At 37.0% G+C, this 17,258-nt stretch carries 19 protein-coding genes; 2 read left to right on the forward strand and 17 right to left on the reverse strand.

Annotated features, from left to right (window positions below):
* Positions 1-14: 14 nt before the first annotated feature.
* The 5 genes from recJ to U9M49_RS09030 all read right to left on the reverse strand — a co-directional run bounded on the left by recJ (position 15) and on the right by U9M49_RS09030 (position 6,716).
* Positions 15-2,354, reverse strand: a complete 2,340-nt coding sequence (recJ, locus tag U9M49_RS09010) for a single-stranded-DNA-specific exonuclease RecJ (RefSeq protein ID WP_322909625.1) — start codon at positions 2,352-2,354, stop codon at positions 15-17.
* 68 nt (positions 2,355-2,422) lie between these two features.
* Entirely contained in the window at positions 2,423-2,746 is a 324-nt protein-coding gene (locus tag U9M49_RS09015; protein ID WP_322909626.1) for a LapA family protein, read from the reverse strand.
* 11 nt (positions 2,747-2,757) lie between these two features.
* Positions 2,758-3,657, reverse strand: a complete 900-nt coding sequence (locus U9M49_RS09020; protein ID WP_095372440.1) for a cation diffusion facilitator family transporter — start codon at positions 3,655-3,657, stop codon at positions 2,758-2,760.
* 272 nt (positions 3,658-3,929) lie between these two features.
* Positions 3,930-6,197 carry a protein translocase subunit SecDF gene (secDF, locus tag U9M49_RS09025; RefSeq protein ID WP_095372439.1) on the reverse strand — a complete coding sequence of 756 codons (2,268 nt, stop codon included), beginning with the start codon at positions 6,195-6,197 and terminating at the stop codon, positions 3,930-3,932.
* Positions 6,198-6,428: 231 nt separating this feature from the next.
* Entirely contained in the window at positions 6,429-6,716 is a 288-nt protein-coding gene (locus tag U9M49_RS09030; protein ID WP_233435379.1) for a post-transcriptional regulator, read from the reverse strand.
* A 131-nt stretch (positions 6,717-6,847) separates the two neighbouring features.
* Between U9M49_RS09030 and spoVB the strand changes: the two genes are divergently transcribed.
* Positions 6,848-8,404 carry a stage V sporulation protein B gene (spoVB, locus tag U9M49_RS09035; protein ID WP_095372437.1) on the forward strand — a complete coding sequence of 519 codons (1,557 nt, stop codon included), beginning with the start codon at positions 6,848-6,850 and terminating at the stop codon, positions 8,402-8,404.
* Positions 8,405-8,470: 66 nt separating this feature from the next.
* Here the strand turns inward: spoVB and U9M49_RS09040 are convergent, their stop codons facing one another.
* Positions 8,471-9,133, reverse strand: a complete 663-nt coding sequence (locus U9M49_RS09040; RefSeq protein ID WP_412728586.1) for a DUF421 domain-containing protein — start codon at positions 9,131-9,133, stop codon at positions 8,471-8,473.
* 152 nt (positions 9,134-9,285) lie between these two features.
* Here U9M49_RS09040 and U9M49_RS09045 point away from each other — a divergent pair, with 152 nt between their 5' ends.
* Positions 9,286-9,669 carry a TIGR04086 family membrane protein gene (locus tag U9M49_RS09045; RefSeq protein WP_095373639.1) on the forward strand — a complete coding sequence of 128 codons (384 nt, stop codon included), beginning with the start codon at positions 9,286-9,288 and terminating at the stop codon, positions 9,667-9,669.
* 65 nt (positions 9,670-9,734) lie between these two features.
* Here the strand turns inward: U9M49_RS09045 and yajC are convergent, their stop codons facing one another.
* The 11 genes from yajC to U9M49_RS09100 form a co-directional block, all read right to left on the reverse strand.
* Positions 9,735-10,010: a preprotein translocase subunit YajC gene (gene yajC, locus U9M49_RS09050; RefSeq protein WP_095372435.1), complete on the reverse strand. Its 276-nt coding sequence runs from the start codon at positions 10,008-10,010 to the stop codon at positions 9,735-9,737.
* 26 nt (positions 10,011-10,036) lie between these two features.
* Entirely contained in the window at positions 10,037-11,176 is a 1,140-nt protein-coding gene (gene tgt / locus U9M49_RS09055) for a tRNA guanosine(34) transglycosylase Tgt (protein WP_095372434.1), read from the reverse strand.
* A 30-nt stretch (positions 11,177-11,206) separates the two neighbouring features.
* The gene (gene queA, locus U9M49_RS09060) at positions 11,207-12,235 is read right to left on the reverse strand and encodes a tRNA preQ1(34) S-adenosylmethionine ribosyltransferase-isomerase QueA (RefSeq protein ID WP_307312771.1); all 1,029 of its coding nucleotides are present in this window, start codon (positions 12,233-12,235) and stop codon (positions 11,207-11,209) included.
* 28 nt (positions 12,236-12,263) lie between these two features.
* Positions 12,264-12,446, reverse strand: coding sequence for a DUF2905 domain-containing protein (locus tag U9M49_RS09065; RefSeq protein ID WP_095373638.1), 183 nt, complete (start codon positions 12,444-12,446; stop codon positions 12,264-12,266).
* Positions 12,443-13,459 (reverse strand): Holliday junction branch migration DNA helicase RuvB, encoded by a 1,017-nt coding sequence (gene ruvB, locus U9M49_RS09070; RefSeq protein WP_095372433.1) that lies wholly within the window; start codon positions 13,457-13,459, stop codon positions 12,443-12,445. The genes U9M49_RS09065 and ruvB overlap by 4 nt, the downstream gene beginning before the upstream one ends.
* A gap of 34 nt (positions 13,460-13,493) precedes the next feature.
* A complete protein-coding gene (ruvA, locus tag U9M49_RS09075) occupies positions 13,494-14,093 on the reverse strand; it encodes a Holliday junction branch migration protein RuvA (protein ID WP_322909628.1) in 600 nt (199 codons plus the stop codon).
* Positions 14,094-14,293: 200 nt separating this feature from the next.
* On the reverse strand, positions 14,294-14,668 hold the full coding sequence (gene mnhG, locus U9M49_RS09080) for a monovalent cation/H(+) antiporter subunit G (protein ID WP_095372431.1): 375 nt from the start codon (positions 14,666-14,668) through the stop codon (positions 14,294-14,296).
* Positions 14,646-14,930, reverse strand: a complete 285-nt coding sequence (locus U9M49_RS09085) for a Na(+)/H(+) antiporter subunit F1 (RefSeq protein ID WP_095372430.1) — start codon at positions 14,928-14,930, stop codon at positions 14,646-14,648. Before U9M49_RS09085 ends, mnhG begins: the two co-directional genes overlap by 23 nt.
* Positions 14,927-15,406 (reverse strand): Na+/H+ antiporter subunit E, encoded by a 480-nt coding sequence (locus U9M49_RS09090; protein WP_095372429.1) that lies wholly within the window; start codon positions 15,404-15,406, stop codon positions 14,927-14,929. Before U9M49_RS09090 ends, U9M49_RS09085 begins: the two co-directional genes overlap by 4 nt.
* A gap of 32 nt (positions 15,407-15,438) precedes the next feature.
* A complete protein-coding gene (locus U9M49_RS09095) occupies positions 15,439-16,926 on the reverse strand; it encodes a Na+/H+ antiporter subunit D (protein ID WP_095372428.1) in 1,488 nt (495 codons plus the stop codon).
* Positions 16,919-17,257 (reverse strand): Na(+)/H(+) antiporter subunit C, encoded by a 339-nt coding sequence (locus U9M49_RS09100; RefSeq protein WP_095372427.1) that lies wholly within the window; start codon positions 17,255-17,257, stop codon positions 16,919-16,921. The genes U9M49_RS09095 and U9M49_RS09100 overlap by 8 nt, the downstream gene beginning before the upstream one ends.
* Between the last annotated feature and the right edge of the window lies 1 nt (position 17,258).

The raw sequence follows: 17,258 nt of genomic DNA on the forward strand, positions 1-17,258 counted from the left end.
TTTCCTTTGCCTCCTCAATTCACATAGGCATTCTGAAGCAGCCCATCAAACCAATCTTTTAATTGACCTGCTTTTGAATAAAGCAATTCATTTTCTAACTTCACTTGTTGTTGCTTTATGCAAAAAGCCTGTGATTCCGATAAATCTCTCTTTTGTTTTGCATCACTAAGAGAAATCATCCCATTATCTATTTTAACAAATTCTAGTTCAAAAAACACTTCAGTCATAAAATCAATATAAGAAACTTGCCAGCCTTTAAATTTAGCTACCTCTGCTTTTCTTTCTTCAAGGTTAAAAGGCCCTCTCTTAGCAATGAGCGCATAGTACCATTTAAAATGGTCACGGTTTGGAGTCGCCATAGAGAATATATCATTTGTTTGATAGAAATGACAATAAATTCTTTCTGGACTTTTCCCACGCAAAATAGCCTCTAGTCTTTCCTTTTGTGGTGGTAAATCACAAAAAACCACATGCTTACCATCTAATATAATATTTTCTGCCTCTTCGTCAGACAGAACCAACGATACATTGGGATTATAAGGTAAAAATTTATCATGATTTTCCTTATTAAATACGATCCATTCAGAGGTTTCATGATGGACATGTGTGACAATTGTGTCTAAACGTTTAGCGCCTCTAATATCAAATAATTGCCATTCTTGTATACGTATATCTTGGATAAAGACTTGTGGCTTCTTTATATTATTCCATTCGTTAATAGAAAGTTCCCCTACAATAGCAAGACTAGCATCCATAGAAATTTGTTCTGCGTATTCTCCAAATCCAAATCCAATTCCATCCAATGTCACATCATTATCTTCTAATGTAATCTTCAGATGTGTTTTATTGGTCCCAATTCTCTTTAACAGACTGACATTCGCCTCTTTTAACATTACTTTCGGCTTAGGATTATCAATACCAAACGGTGCCAATTGTTGTATTTCAGCGATCATTTCTAAATTAACATCAGCTACCCTTAATTCAGCATCTAGATTAGTAATCGGTATAAAGTCATCTTCGTTTAACTGTTCCTTCGCAAGCTGGATAAGCCTTTGACGAAGTATGTCAACATCATCAAGTTTCAAGGTCATTCCTGCAGCCATTGGGTGACCACCAAAATGAGGAAGGATATCTCGAGATTGCGACAGATTATGAAACAGATCAAAGCCAGTTATACTCCTCGCAGATCCTTTAGCTATTCCTTGTTGTGAATCGAAACTTAGACATATAACAGGACGATAATATTTCTCTACTAGCCTTGAAGCCACAATTCCAACAACCCCAGGGTTCCAACCTTCTTTACCTACTACAATGACCGGATTTTCCTCAATTGGATATTCCGCCTCAACTTGTTGAATCGCTTCTTCAGCCATGGTATGAACAATTGATTGTCGCTCTTTATTCATTTGGTCGATTTCTTCAGCTAACGCTTCAGCCTCAAGCGCATCTTCAGTTAATAACAATTCCACTGCAGGGTCCGCAGAATCTAATCTACCTACAGCATTTAATCTTGGTGCAATCGTAAAGCCGATTGTCTCTTCTGTCATCTCTGCTAATTTGACATTAGCTAATGATATTAATGATCTGATACCAAGATTCTGTGTTGATTGCAGCTTTTTAAGACCTTTCTTCACAATTAACCGATTTTCATCCGTCAATGAAACAAGGTCTGCAACTGTACCAATTGCAACAAACTCTAATAAATCATTTGGCACATTACCTAATAGAGCATGAGCAAGCTTAAATGCTACACCAACTCCAGCAAGTTCTTTGAAAGGATAACGACTGTCAGGAAGTTTCGGATGAATGATTGCCAGACACTCTGGCAAGACAGGGCCTGGTTCATGATGATCCGTAATAATTAAATCGATTCCCATTTCTTTAGCCGCTTGCGCAGGTTCGATAGCAGCAATTCCTGTATCAACAGTAATAATTAACGAAACACCGATATCACTAGCATATTGAAATGCCGGAACATTTGGCCCATAACCTTCCGTAAAGCGGTTAGGTATGTAAAATTGCACATCTGCTCCTAGTGATGTTAATGTTCTCATCATGACAGTAGTACTCGTAACACCATCGGCATCATAGTCTCCAAAAATCATAATCGATTCGTTATTTTTAATCGCTCGTTGTATACGCGAAACAGCCAAATCCATATCATTTAATAAGAAAGGATCGTGAAATTCTTTTTTTTCATCAAATAAAAAATACCGTGCTGATTCGACGGTATTAAAGCCGCGATTAACAAGTAATGTAGCCAACGCAGATGAAATATTTAATCCGTTTATGAGTTCCTCTACAGAGGCTTCATCTGATTGACGAACATTCCAACGCGTTTTAGAATGTAACATACGTTCACCCCTCAACTTTTACATTATACTAGAGCGTCGCATTCGTTTCAATTATTCTTTGTTGTTGCTTACCTTAATTGTTTAGCATCATGAAATTCACTTTTCACTTGATGAGTTTTATCTGCTTCTTTTTGTCCCTCATTTCCTTTAAGCGCTACTAACTGTTTTTTCAACGATTTAACTTCTCTTTGTAAATTAAAAATTTTTATTAAACCGACTGAACTAACAATGAGACCTCCCATTAATACAGAACTTAAAATAACGAGAATCAGCGGCCAACTACTTTCGCCGAATAGATAATTAACCGTAACAGGATCGACGTTAATAACAGCAAAAATAGCGACAATTAATGTAAAAACAATACTGAGTAATATAATCCATTGATTTTTCATTTATTCCCCTCCTATGTATGATCATATGGAATCATTTGAATAAAAACGTTTTGCACTTGATGAAAAGCCATTAGTTTTTCTTTTGCATTTTTTACAATGAGATGACCGTCTTCAACAGTGAGAGATGGGTCTACGGCTATCTTTAAATCAATAATTAAGTAATGCCCATGCTCTCTTGCATGCAGCTCTTCTATTCGTTTAATTCCTTCTACTTTATCGACAGCAGAAAATAGATAACTTGATGCCTCAGGGCTTAACACATGATCCATTGTATTATGAATGGCTTCCTTCCCTAGTTGAAAAGCCATATGGAGAATCATAAAAGCTACTACTAAACCAATGACAGGGTCCGCATATTCTAGCCAATTGAGCCCTAATTTTCCTCCTATAATCGCACTACCTATACCAATTAATGCAGCTAATGAGGAATAGACATCTGAGCGGTGTTCATAGGCATTTACAATAAGTGCATCACTATTTAACTCTTTTCCCAGTTTAAACTTATATCTAAACATTCCCTCTTTTACTAGGATGGAAACAATCACAGCAATAATCGCATATACCTTCGGAGCTTCAACAGGTTGAAATAATGATTGAAATGATGATATGAAAATCTCTATACCAACAAAGAATAGAAATACAGCAACAATAATTGCAGCAATTAATTCAGCTTTACCGTGTCCATATGGATGGTCCTCATCTGGAGGCCTTTTAGCTGCAATTAAGCCAATATAAACAGCGAGTGAACCTGCTACATCAGATGCTGAATGGATCGCATCCGCTATTAAAGCTTTACTACCAGAATGAACTCCAATTACCCATTTGAAAATAGCTAGGGCAATATTTGCCCCCATTCCTAAAATTGCTGCATTCTCGGCCCGTTTAAACCTCACTTCTTTCTCAACAAGCATTTAAAAATCCCCCTCTTGATCATTCATCTACCTATTATTTCCATAACAACTAAAATCATAACCATAACTAGAGCGTGCCTCCTACTTTAACTAATTACTGACTCTAAATGGAGGGGATAAAAAACGAGAGCAAACAATAAAGACCTAGCAATACCACCTATATACCTTACTAAACCCATACTTGCGATTTAGCAATGAATATAGTGACATCTATGTTATGAAAGCGATAAAAAAAGCATCTGCCATTTTATGCAGATGCTTGATATCTTCTTTTAAACTTGTGGTTCGTCCGTTTTCTGTTTCTTTTCTTTATAAGTAATTAATACGCCATGCTTTTTCAGTTGCATACCTTTCCATGATAGCCACATTTGTGTCGCAAGGAAGATAGATGAATAAGTACCGGCAATTAACCCTATTAATAAAGCAATATTAAAGTTACGTATCGCTTCACTACCAAATATCAACAGTCCGAGTACAGCTAGTACGACTGTAATAATGGTATTAATTGATCGACCCAGCGTTTGCCGCAAACTTTGATTAGCTATTTGCGCAAGCTCCTCAAAGGTTTTAATTTTCTTCTTCCTAACCATATTCTCACGTATGCGGTCAAATGTAACGATTGTATCATTGATTGAATAACCAACAATGGTTAAGACAGCAGCTATAAATGTAAGATCCGCTTCTAGCCTTGTCACACTAAATATAACAACAATAAAGAAGGCGTCATGCAATAAAGCTAGTACTGCGGCTAAAGCCATCCTCCATTCGAAACGGATGGTGACATACAGAATAATTCCTATGGCCGCTATGGCTAATGCTTTTATTGCATTCATCGCTATTTCTTTACCTACTGTTGGGGTAACAGTACTAATGTTAGGAATACTTCCATATTCATCTTCTAGTTGTGATTGATACTCAGCAATTTGTTCTTTATTGAATACCTCGTCTTTTATACGGGCGACACCAATTTCATTATTATTACCGGAAATAACGATATCGTCCGTTTCTATACCTATTTCTGCTAAAGATGCTTGATAACCGTCTTCCGTTAACGGCTCATTAGACATTTGCTCAATTCTTGTTCCTTGTGAAAAGTCAATGCTCAAGTTTAAGCCGAATATAAAGAGCATAATAATTCCTAGGACGATCATCAAGCCAGAAAAACTATAGTATTTTTTCCGATGTTTAACGAAGTCAAAGCGGTCAAATTTAGTTGTTAAGTCTACTGTATCTAGGTTTTCATTTAATTGGTGTATATCTTTCTTATGAACACCGAACATGCCTGGCATGTTTTTAAACAGGTTACTATTTACACATAACCAGAGTAGTAATCTAGCTCCGTATACAGCCGTAATGAAACTCATCAAAATACTTAAAATTAAAGTCGTAGCAAACCCTTTTACAGAACTTGTCCCATAAATAAACAATACGCCAGCTGCTAACAATGTCGTTAAATTGGCATCAAAAATAGTTGATAAAGAGTTTTTACTACCTGCTTTAAATGCAGCTTTAATCGAACGGCCCACTCTTATTTCATCTTTTATTCTTTCATAAGTAATAATATTTGCATCTACTGCCATACCCACTCCAAGAATTAATGCCGCCACACCAGGTAATGTGAGTACCGCATTCATCAGATTAAATACGACTAATGTCAAATATAAGTAAACAGATAAAGTGATGACTGCAATGACTCCAGGAAGTCGGTAATAAGCAATCATAAAGATGAAAATCGCAGCAATACCTATTATTCCGCCAATAATGGTTTTATCTAATGCTGACTCACCAAATTGTGCACCAACAGAAGTCGAATAGACTTCATCTAACTTAACTGGTAATGAGCCTGCCGATAATAAATCAGATAAAGTTTTTGCTTCTTCTAAAGTAAAGTTACCTACAATTGAAACCGAATCTTGATTAAATACTTGACTCACTTGTGGGGCTGATAAGTATTTAGGATCTTCTTTTGTCGCTTCTTCGGCGAATGAATCTCCTTCTTCAAAATCTAACCAAATGACCAGTAGATTCTCCCCTGCTGGTTTGTTTACAATTTCTTGAGTAACTTCTCTAAACTTATCCGCACTCTTTAACTTAATAGAGACGCTCGGACGACCATTTTCATCGAATGTTTGTGATGCTCCCCCTTCAACAAGGTCACTCCCATCCATCAACACATTATCATCCACGTCTCTAAACGTTAGATTGGCCTCAGTTGAAAGCATTTCCCTAGCTTGCTCTTGATCTGTTACTCCAGCCAGTTGCACCCTAATGCGGTTGTCCCCTTCAATTTGAATATTGGGTTCACTTACACCAAGGACATTAATTCGGCGATCTAGGGATTGTGCTGTTGCTGACATTGCAGCTTGGTCAATTTCTTGGCCTTCTTTTGCAGGCGACACCTCATAAAGCACTTCAAACCCACCTTGCAAATCAAGACCAAGCTTTACATCTCCTAAAATATCTTTCGAAGTGAATCCCATCAAACTTGCAAATAAAATAATGATTAGAAAAAATGATAGAATTCTGCTACGCTTTACCATTATGTATATTTCCTCCTCACTTTCCAAACAAGCCCAAATATTGAGCTTTTTACCGTGACTTTTCTAACAGGATAAACGAAGTAAATATGATTATAACCGTTTAATGAAAACCTTTCTCAAGCGCAATATTATTATTATGAAACAAGAGGAAGGGACTGTCAATTTTATCAACATAGTTGTTGAGATAAACGTTTATGACTAGAGTACTAAGTGATGGATAACTAACTCGTTCTATTTTAGTAATTCCTTCATTTCCTCAGCATTTTCCAGAGAAAATTCTGTGTCCATATAAGCTTCAACAGTTGTATAGTTAATAAATTCTCCAACTTTTATCCCTAAAACATCTTCCACAATTTCAAATAATCGTATCGTTGATTTAGGTGTTTTCCACTTTTTCTTCTTTAAGTATTCCCATAATTGCGCTCTTGTCACATGTTCATATCCAAGAAAGCGAAACTCATCGATTTTTACATCAATTGCAGGTTCTACCTCTTCGAAAAAAATATCATAGGCATGCATTTTCAAATTCAACTCTCCTTTTTTTAAATATAACTCACTTTAATTACGAAAGCTTGTCATGCTTTGTCCATCTTCTTGCATATAGATTAATTGTATATGAATACCTTTCATTTGAGAAGGCAGGGTGTACAATGTCGAAATTTATTCAAGGAACGATTATTCTCTTATTTGCTGGACTTGTAACTAGAGTACTCGGGTTTATTAATCGGATTGTCATCGCAAGGTTCATTGGAGCTGAAGGTGTCGGTCTTTATATGATGGCTTTTCCTACATTTATTCTAGTCGTAACAATTACACAGCTTGGTTTACCCGTAGCAATTTCAAAAAATGTGGCGGAAGCGGAAGCAAGAGGAGATACGGAAAAAACAAAAAAAATCCTCATTGTTTCATTAGCTAGTACATTATCATTATCGATCTTATTTACACCAGCTTTAATTTTATTAACTCCCTATCTTTCAGAGCATTTATTAACAGATAACAGGACGCTATATCCATTATTAGCTATCGCACCTGTTGTGCCGATTATTGCCGTCTCTTCTGTCATACGCGGATATTTCCAAGGTAAGCAAAATATGAAGCCGGCCGCTTATTCACAACTTATTGAACAAGTTGTAAGAATCACATTAATTGCTGCACTAACTAAAGCATTTTTGCCATACGGGATTGAATATGCTGCAGCGGGAGCTATGCTTGCATCCGTAATTGGCGAATTAGCGTCACTCATTTATTTACTAGCATCATTTAAATTAAAAAAGAAGTTTAAGGTACGAAGACAATTTTTCCAACATATCCGTAAGGGCAAGGATACGTTTAAACAACTTATGGAAGTGGCATTACCTACGACTGGAAGTAGAATGATCGGTTCTGTCGCTTGGTTTTTAGAGCCAATTGTTGTAACTTATAGTCTTGCTATAGCTGGTGTTTCTACTATTGCTGCTACAGAAGGATATGGTGCCTTAACCGGATTTGCTCTTCCTTTGTTAATGCTACCATCATTCATTAATATGGCGCTCTCCACCTCACTCGTACCTGCCATTAGCGAAGCGAAAGCAGTAAATAACTTTCATTTAATTGAATATCGTCTGCAGCAAGCATTAAGGATTTCTTTAACCACAGGTGGTCTTTCAGTTGTAGTTATTTATATTCTGGCTGAACCATTAATGACTGTCATGTATGGTTCGACAACAGGTACCGACTTCCTAAAATTAATGGCGCCTCTTTTCCTATTCTACTATTTCCAACAGCCACTGCAGTCTGCGCTACAAGCCCTAGATTTAGCACGTGCTGCCATGATCAATAGCCTGATTGGTGCGGTTGCTAAAATTGCGGTTATCTTTATTCTTGGAAGCCAGCCTGCCTTTGGTATTACAGGAGTAGCGCTCGGGTTAATTGTCGGCTTTGTATTAGTTACTCTACTGCATTTCGCCACTTTGTTAAAAGCCATTTCTTATACCATTCATATGCGTGAATACTTAATCACATCGGGCGCTATGCTCCTAACCGGTTATATCGGATATATTACAATTAAGTACCTAAATTTCACCATCGTACCTACTATCCTATGTGGGGCAATGATTATGAGTTTACTCTATCTAATCATCATGATTTTCACAAAGCTCATTAGAAAAGGTGATGTACAAGGACTTCCGGGAGTCGGTCAGTTTTTAGCGAAATTTATGTTTAGATAGCCTTCATATAAAAAACTGAGTGACTAGATTTACACACTCAGTTTTTTCTACCCATGAACATCTTTTCTATTTCTCATCAATTAAATCAATATAAAATGTATTATTTTCAAAACTACATAAGGACACCCTTGAAATATCATGGACCCCTTTTTCCTTTAATTCTTTCTTCAACCATTCTTCATCCTTATTGATTAATGCTAAGTTTTCACTATTTATTCTCCCGTCCATGACAAGAGGAAGGGTAAATGATGGGGTAAGGTCCGCTTGTGATGACTGATTGCTCTTTTCAATCACAGACAAGCTCCCGGATACCTCTAGTATTGCATATTCGACATCAGATATAAGTGAAATATCTTTTTCACGTAGTTGCATAAGGAGATCATCTAAATTGTAGCGCAGTTTTTTCATCGCTTTCTCATCAATCTTCCCTTTATTAATTAAAATGACTGGTTTTCCATCAACAAGATCCCTCATTTTCTTACTTTTTAATGACCAATAGGCGGAAATAATCTGTACAACCATCAGAATAAGCATAGGAAGAATATTCCTAAATAATTTCTCGTCACTCTTCTCAATCGCAACAACAGCCAACTCAGCAATCATTATTGAAATGACTAAATCAAGTATACTAAGCTCACCAATTTCCCTTTTCCCCATGATGCGATAAATGATAGTCATTAAAACATATAGTAAAATCGTTCGAAATATAACAATAAAATATTCTTCCAAAATAGCCACCTCTTTATAAGATTAGCTTGTACAGGACTTCTCAATTTAATCAAATAGAGTAAGAAATATTTTATGATTTTGCTTCTATTTTTCCATCCGCAGAATATGCTTGTACAAAGGAATTTTATCAAAAGAGAAAGGGGAGGTTTCCAATCGAAGAATCGAAGGCATTAGGGACTTCCGTTTTACATGGCCTTATAGCCATTTTCACATTGGCAATTGTTAGTAGTTTTATTTTCGCTCTTATATTGAGGTTTACTTCCTTACAAGAGTCTTCTGTTCAATATGTAATGACAGCCATTTCTTTTATTGCTCTCTTTACTGGAGGTTTCATTTCAGGTGGGAAAGGAAAACAAAGGGGATGGATGCTCGGCGGGATAACTGGTGCGATTTATACAATCATTATTTTTTTATTCCAATATCTCGGTTTTGATAAACTATTTAATCCTCAACAAATCGTATACTTTATTTGCTATATTCTCATTGCAATGATGGGTGGTATTTTAGGTGTAAACATGAGTTCAAAATCAAAATAGAAGTTAAGTGAAAATGAAAAAAGCTGTTTGAAGTAGGAAAACTACTTCAAACAGCTTTTTCATTCTTAAACGGTACCGGGAGCTGATTCAGTTACTTCACGAATCGCTTGACGGTCGTATGTAAGACGGCTTCCATCGCCACACTTGATAACGACTTTGTCCTCATCGATTGCATCTACAAAACCATGTAAACCACCGATTGTAACTACTTTATCGCCTTTTTTCAGACTATTCTGCATTTGATTAACCGCTTTTTGACGTTTTTGTTGTGGTCTGATTAAAAGGAAATAAAACAGCACAAACATAATGACTAACGGCCCAATAGTAGCTAAAATATCCATATTCTCTTTTCCCCTCCTTTCAAGTATTAGAAGTTTTTCGCGTTCGGCTTATTAAAACCATATTTCTCGAAAAATTCTTCTCTAAAGTCACCTAGACGATCCTCTCTGATTGCCTCTCTGACCTTTTCCATTAATTTTAACAGAAAATAAAGGTTATGATAAGTTGTAAGCCTTATTCCGAAAGTTTCGTCACATTTTATTAAGTGTCTTATATAGGCACGACTATAATTTCGACAAGTATAGCAATCGCAATTCTCATCTAGCGGACCAAAGTCACGTGCATACTTCGCATTCTTAACAACTAATCTTCCTTCGCTCGTCATTAACGTGCCATTTCTTGCAATCCTTGTTGGTAATACACAATCAAACATATCTACCCCACGAATCGCACCATCAATTAAGGAATCCGGTGAACCGACACCCATTAAATAACGAGGCTTATGATTGGGCAGAAGTGGTGTTGTTTCTTCCAACACTCTATTCATTATATCCTTTGGTTCCCCAACTGATAACCCCCCTATTGCATAGCCAGGAAAATCAAGTGAAACAAGGTCTTTCGCACTTTGAGCACGTAAATCATTATATTCGCCACCTTGAACAATACCAAATAAACCTTGGTCGTTTGGTCGTTCATGTGCTTCTAAACATCTCTCGGCCCACCTAGATGTTCGCTCAACAGATTTTTTCATATATTCATGTGTTGCTGGGAAAGGTGGACATTCATCAAATGCCATCATAATATCTGAGCCCAGTGCGTTTTGTATTTGCATGGCCTTTTCAGGTGAAAGAAATAGTTTATCTCCATTCAAATGATTACGGAAATGGACACCCTCTTCTTCAATCTTTCTAAAATCACTAAGACTAAATACTTGGAATCCACCGGAATCAGTTAAAATAGCACGATCCCAATTCATGAATTCATGTAAGCCTCCCGCTTCCTTTATCAACTCATGACCAGGTCGTAACCATAGATGATACGTATTACTTAAAATTATTCCTGCCCCCATATTCACTAGATCTTCCGGTGACATTGTTTTCACCGTCGCTAGCGTACCTACTGGCATGAAAACAGGTGTTTCAAATGAGCCGTGAGGTGTGTGAACACGTCCAAGTCTCGCGCCTGTTTGTTTACATGTTTTTATCAATTCATAACGTATAGCTGTCATGACGTAACTCCTTTTCCATATCAAACTCTTTTATTTAATAAACATTGCATCTCCAAAACTAAAGAAACGATACCTTTCTTCTACTGCTTGCTTATATGCTTCAAGCACATGCTCACGACCAGCCAATGCACTAATAAGCATAATCAACGTTGATTTTGGTAAGTGAAAATTCGTGATCATGCCATCAATCGCCTTAAATTCATACCCAGGGAAGATAAAGATATCAGTCCAACCACTTGACTCTTCAAAACGTCCGTTAAAAGCAGTAGCAATTGTTTCAAGTGTTCTTGTTGAAGTTGTACCAACACTGATGATTTTATGACCGCTTTCCCGAATTCGGTTCAACGTTTGAGCTGTTTCTTTTGTCATTTGATAGAACTCGGCGTGCATTTCATGATGATCAATGTCATCTACATTTACTGGTCTGAACGTACCTAAACCCACATGAAGGGTAATGAAAAGAATCTCAATTCCACGCGCTTTTATTTCTTCTAATAGTTCTTCAGTAAAATGTAAACCAGCTGTAGGTGCTGCAGCAGAGCCATTCTCCTTTGCATAAACCGTTTGATAACGATCTCGATCCTCTAGTTGTTCTTTAATATAGGGTGGCAATGGCATTTCACCTAATTGCTCTAATACCTCGTAAAAAATCCCTTCATATTTGAACTTGAGAACACGTCCACCATGGTCACTCTCTTCAAGGCATACCGCTTTCAGCTGACCATCGCCAAAGATAATTTCTGTCCCTACTTTCACCCGTTTTGCTGGCTTTACAAGTGTTTCCCATTGATCATTTTCAAGCTGTTTCAACAGTAACACTTCTAATTTTGCTCCCGTTTCTTCTTTCATTCCAAAAAGTCGTGCTGGCAATACTCTTGTATCATTCAATACTAGTGCATCACCTGGCTGTAAATATTCTAAAATATGTTTAAACACGTCATGACGGACCGCTCCCGTCTCCTTATCTAATACCATTAATCGGCTACTTGTTCTGTCTTTAAGCGGTGTTTGCGCAATTAACTCTTCTGGTAAATTAAAATCAAATAAATCTACTTTCATTTTGTCTCGTCTCCAACTTTTGAATAATTTAACGTGACTTCCCAATAAAATAGACAATTAAGGAAAGTATCACACTAATAATAATTGACGTTACAATTGGGAAATAAACAGTTGTATTCCCTTTTCTAAATACAATATCTCCAGGGAGCTTTCCTAAATTGAAAAAATGCATAAGAAAACCAATAACAAATAGAAGACCACCAATAATCATGAACCATTTTGGCAATTGGATGGCACCTCCATTTGAAAATGTTGATAAACAAGCTGTGTCGCAATTCTGCCCCTTGGTGTCCTTTGTAAAAAACCAATTTGTAATAAATAGGGTTCGTACACATCTTCTATCGTATGTGCTTCTTCTCCAATGGTTGCAGCAATTGTATCTAATCCTACTGGACCACCACGAAAGCGCTCAATCATGCCCCTAAGTAACTTATGATCAATATGATCTAAGCCTAATCTATCGACCTGTAACATCTCTAATGCCTCGTTTGCAAACTGTTGGTTTACTGCACCATCCCCTCGCACTTGAGCATAATCCCTAACTCTACGAAGCAATCGGTTTGCAATACGAGGGGTTCCTCTTGAGCGTCGAGCAATCTCATCTGCCGCTTCTTCGTCTATTTCTGTATCGAGAATCGCCGCTGTTCTTACAACGATTTCCTTTAGTTGTCCCTCATTATAATATTCCAGTCTACTCATAACCCCGAACCTATCCCTTAAAGGGGCAGATAAAGAGCCTGCTCTCGTTGTAGCACCAACTAAAGTAAAAGGGGGAAGATCCAGTCTGACAGAACGAGCACTTGGGCCTTTTCCAATCACGATATCAAGACAAAAATCCTCCATTGCCGGGTATAATACTTCTTCTATTGCCCTTGGCAAACGATGAATCTCATCTATAAATAATACATCACCAGGCTCAAGTGAAGTCAAGACAGCCGCTAAATCACCAGGCCGTTCAATGGCTGGCCCTGCTGTTGTCCGAATATTAACGCCCATCTCATTACTAATAATCGTTGCTAAAGTAGTTTTTCCTAGGCCTGGTGGTCCGTAAAGAAGAACATGATCCAAGGTTTCATTACGCATTTTCGCTGCTTCTATAAAGATGCGCAAATTCTCCTTTACCTGATCTTGGCCGATATACTGTGCTAAGGTTTGTGGACGTAAGCTATATTCAAATGAGGTATCCTGATGATCCGCTTCTCCTGATATAATACGCTCATCCATTTGTTAACCATCCTTCCATGCCTTGCCTTCTTTCTTACTTAAGCAGCTTTTGCAAAGCCAATTTAATATACTGATTGGTAGTTAATGTTTCAGCACTTAAATCTTTCGTTATTTTCTTTAATTCTTTATCAGAATAGCCTAGTGCTTTTAACGCCAGAAGAGCTTCATCTAATTCATGGTTTCGATTACTTTTTATTTGTTTCTCTTCTGTAAATAAGTTCGGTAACAAGTCTGGTACAATATCAACTAGTTTCCCTTTTAAATCAAGAATCATCTGCCTAGCCGTTTTTTTACCTACACCTGGGAACTTCACAAGAAATGCCTCATCTTCATGCTCAATTGCATGAACAACCGCTTCTGGCTGACCTGTAGCAAGAACTGCCAGTGCTCCTTTTGGACCAATACCAGTTACATTGAGCAATTTCATGAATAAAGCTTTTTCCTGTCGTGATGTAAAACCATATAGTGATTCAATATCTTCTCTGACATGATGATATGTATAAATTTTCACTTCTTGATCGGTCGTATATCTAAATGGGTTTGGTGTAATTACTTGGTACCCAATCCCATTATTCTCAACTACAATGTATTCTGGCCCGATGAAGTCAACACGACCAATAATATATTCAAACAAAATTTATTCTCTCCCTCTTTTGCATACCTCCCACCATTATACTACAAAATCGCCTTGAAGAAAAAAGGATATCTATTTACGCTACGACTATCATTCCTTTCACCTGCAGACCACTGAGAATAGTGGACTAACCATTGCAAATTAATTGCACACGTTTGCAAGATTATCGCCGCTTAGGGAATAAAAGAAAAAACCAGCCATTAAGACTGGTCTCCTTCCCGATCTTTCCCTACCAATACTTTCTTTAACTCATCTTGAACAGTGACATCAGCCATTGGAACTTTTGAGCGATAAGCGGAGCGTGAGATGAGATGCGCTGATACAGGTGCAGTTAAAAAAACAAAGAAAATGACTAATATTAATCGAATACTAAAGACACCTTCATGAACAAGAAAAAAGATTAAAGTACCTACAAGCGTAAATAACACACCAATCGTCGAACTCTTTGAAGCTGCATGAGACCTTGTATATACATCTGGTAAACGCAAAATACCGATTGCACTAAGAAAACTAAACAATGTCCCTATAATAATGAGAATCCCTGCTCCTAACTCACTTGTTACGGTCAGATTCAATGACTTTCCCCCTCTCTAGAAAACGCGCAAAGGCTATCGTACCAATAAACGATAAAATTCCCAGTAATAACATGACTGAAAAGAACGCACTCGTCCGCATGAATATAGAAATGATCGCTATCGCCGCAATAATATTTACTCCTATATTATCAAGTGCCTGCACGCGATCCGGAATAGACGGACCCTTAATAAGCCGATATACTGCTGCTAAAATAGATAGGACAAGAAAACATAATGCAACTACTAATAAACTCTCAATCATCTTCCTGTCACCCTCTTAATAGACTTTTCGAATCGAACCTTGGACTTTAATAGCGATTCACTCGAAGTTGGGATATCAAGTCCATGAACATAAAACGTTTTGTTATCATTTCCTACCTCAACCACTACCGAACCTGGTGTTAAACAAAGGAGAAAAGAAAGCAATGCTAATTCGATATCACCTTCTAATTCTGTCTCCAATGTAAAAATGCCTGGCCTAATATCTAGTTTTGGTTTAATTACTTGTTTCACAACTTCCATACTAGAGGTAAATAGCTCATGAATAAACACTAACAAAAGACTAAGGATGTTCATAAAAGTAACGATATAAAAATTATCATCAAAAAATCTTCTTATTAAAAATAAAATAAATATCCCTACAATATAACCACTAAAAAAAGATAAAAAACTCCATTCATCCTGCAAAAACATCCATAACGCAGCAATGAATAAATTGACTAGTACTTGCATAGCCATGCTCGCTCACCGCCCTTTCTATTAGAATGATATTAATCGCTATACCCTAGTAAAACGGCTTCAATATAAGAAGAAGGATTCATTAAAGATTCAACAGCTATATTCACGTAATCATATAATCCCTCTGCGCCTAATCCAAGTCCAACTGTTAACAAAACGAGTGTTACTATTGGAAACATGACACCTTTCGTGCTGCTCTTTTCCATATCTTCTGATAGAATCGTTTCTCCCCAAAAGCTGTTCATAAATATCTTCATGACAGAAAAGAGCACCATTAAACTCGTTATTAACCCAATTGCCCCTAGCCAGTAATAGCCAACTGCAAAGGTTCCTTCTGTTATATATACTTTGCCGATAAAACCGCTTAATGGAGGAATACCCGCTATTGAAAGAGCAACAATAAAGAACATCCATCCTAGGTAAGGGTGTGTCTTAATTAGACCACTAATATCATTCAGTTTGCTTGTACCTACAAGAGCAATAATCACACCGCCGATAAGGAAAATAACTGCTTTAATCACCATATCGTGTATTAAATAATAGATTGAACCAGTTAATCCTTCATGTGTATACGTAGCTAAGCCTGCTAATATAAATCCAACACCAACTATGACATTATATGTTAAAATCTTTTTAATATCATTAAAGGCAATGGCACCAATTGCACCGAGCAGCATAGTAATAGCAGCCATAATACCAATAATTAAATGTGTAACCTCAGGTTGATGATAAAAAATCAAAGTAAAGAATCTAAAGATCGCGTATATTCCTACTTTCGTAAGTAGCGCTGCAAAGATTGCCGCTACAGCTGTTGGAGGTGCACTATAAGATCCCGGTAACCAAAAGAATAAGAATAAACCCGCCTTTAAACTAAAGACAAATAAAAACATCATTGCCACTGCAGTAATAATCCCACTCTGCCCTACTTCTCCTACACGTTCTGCTAAATGTGCCATATTAATCGTCCCTGTTACTGAATATAAATACGCAACAGCTGCTAAAAATAGGAAAGATGCTAGTAGGTTGATTAACACATATTTGATTGACTCTCTTAATTGCTTCTTCTCTCCACCTAACGTGATTAATGCATAGGAGGAGATTAACATTACTTCAAAACACACGAATAAGTTAAAAACATCACCTGTGAGAAAAGAACCATTTACTCCTGTAATTAAGAATAGGAACAGGGGATAAAAGTAATGCCTTTCTCGATCCTCACCAATGGAACCAAAAGCAAAGATAAGACAAAGTAGACCAACAATACTTGTTGTCAATAAAAGTAGTCCCGAAAACATATCCGCTACCATACTGACACCAAAAGGCGCTTCCCAACCACCTAATTGTAATGTTTGAATACCATTATATTTCACCTGGTAAATCAAAAATCCTGAAATAACTCCCGTAGCTATTAGCGTAAACACACTTAAAATCTTATGGAAAAGTATTTTCTGTCTAAATATGACCATCACTAAACCAATAATAAGAGGTACAATGATCGGCATAATGACTAAGTTATTCATTCTCGTCACCTCTCATTTCTGCAGTGTTATCCGTCCCCAGCTCTTGATAGGCTCGGTAACTTAACACGAGAAACAAGGCTGTCGTTGCGAAATTGATAACTATAGCAGTTAAAATAAGAGCTTGAGGAAGCGCATCCGTAAAGGTTGTTGTATCTATCCCCAATAAAGGCGGACCTCCACTTTTTAAGCCCCCCATCGTAAGAATAAGCAAATGAACACCATGACTAATAATTGAAGTTCCTAAAATAATTCTTATCAAGCTCTTCGTTAATATTAAATACGTACCGATTGTAAATAAAACACCAATTAAGATCGACATTAAAGTTTCCATA

The sequence above is a fragment of the Cytobacillus sp. OWB-43 genome (assembly GCF_034651445.1).
GTDB classification, from domain to species: Bacteria; Bacillota; Bacilli; order Bacillales; family Cytobacillaceae; genus Cytobacillus; species Cytobacillus kochii.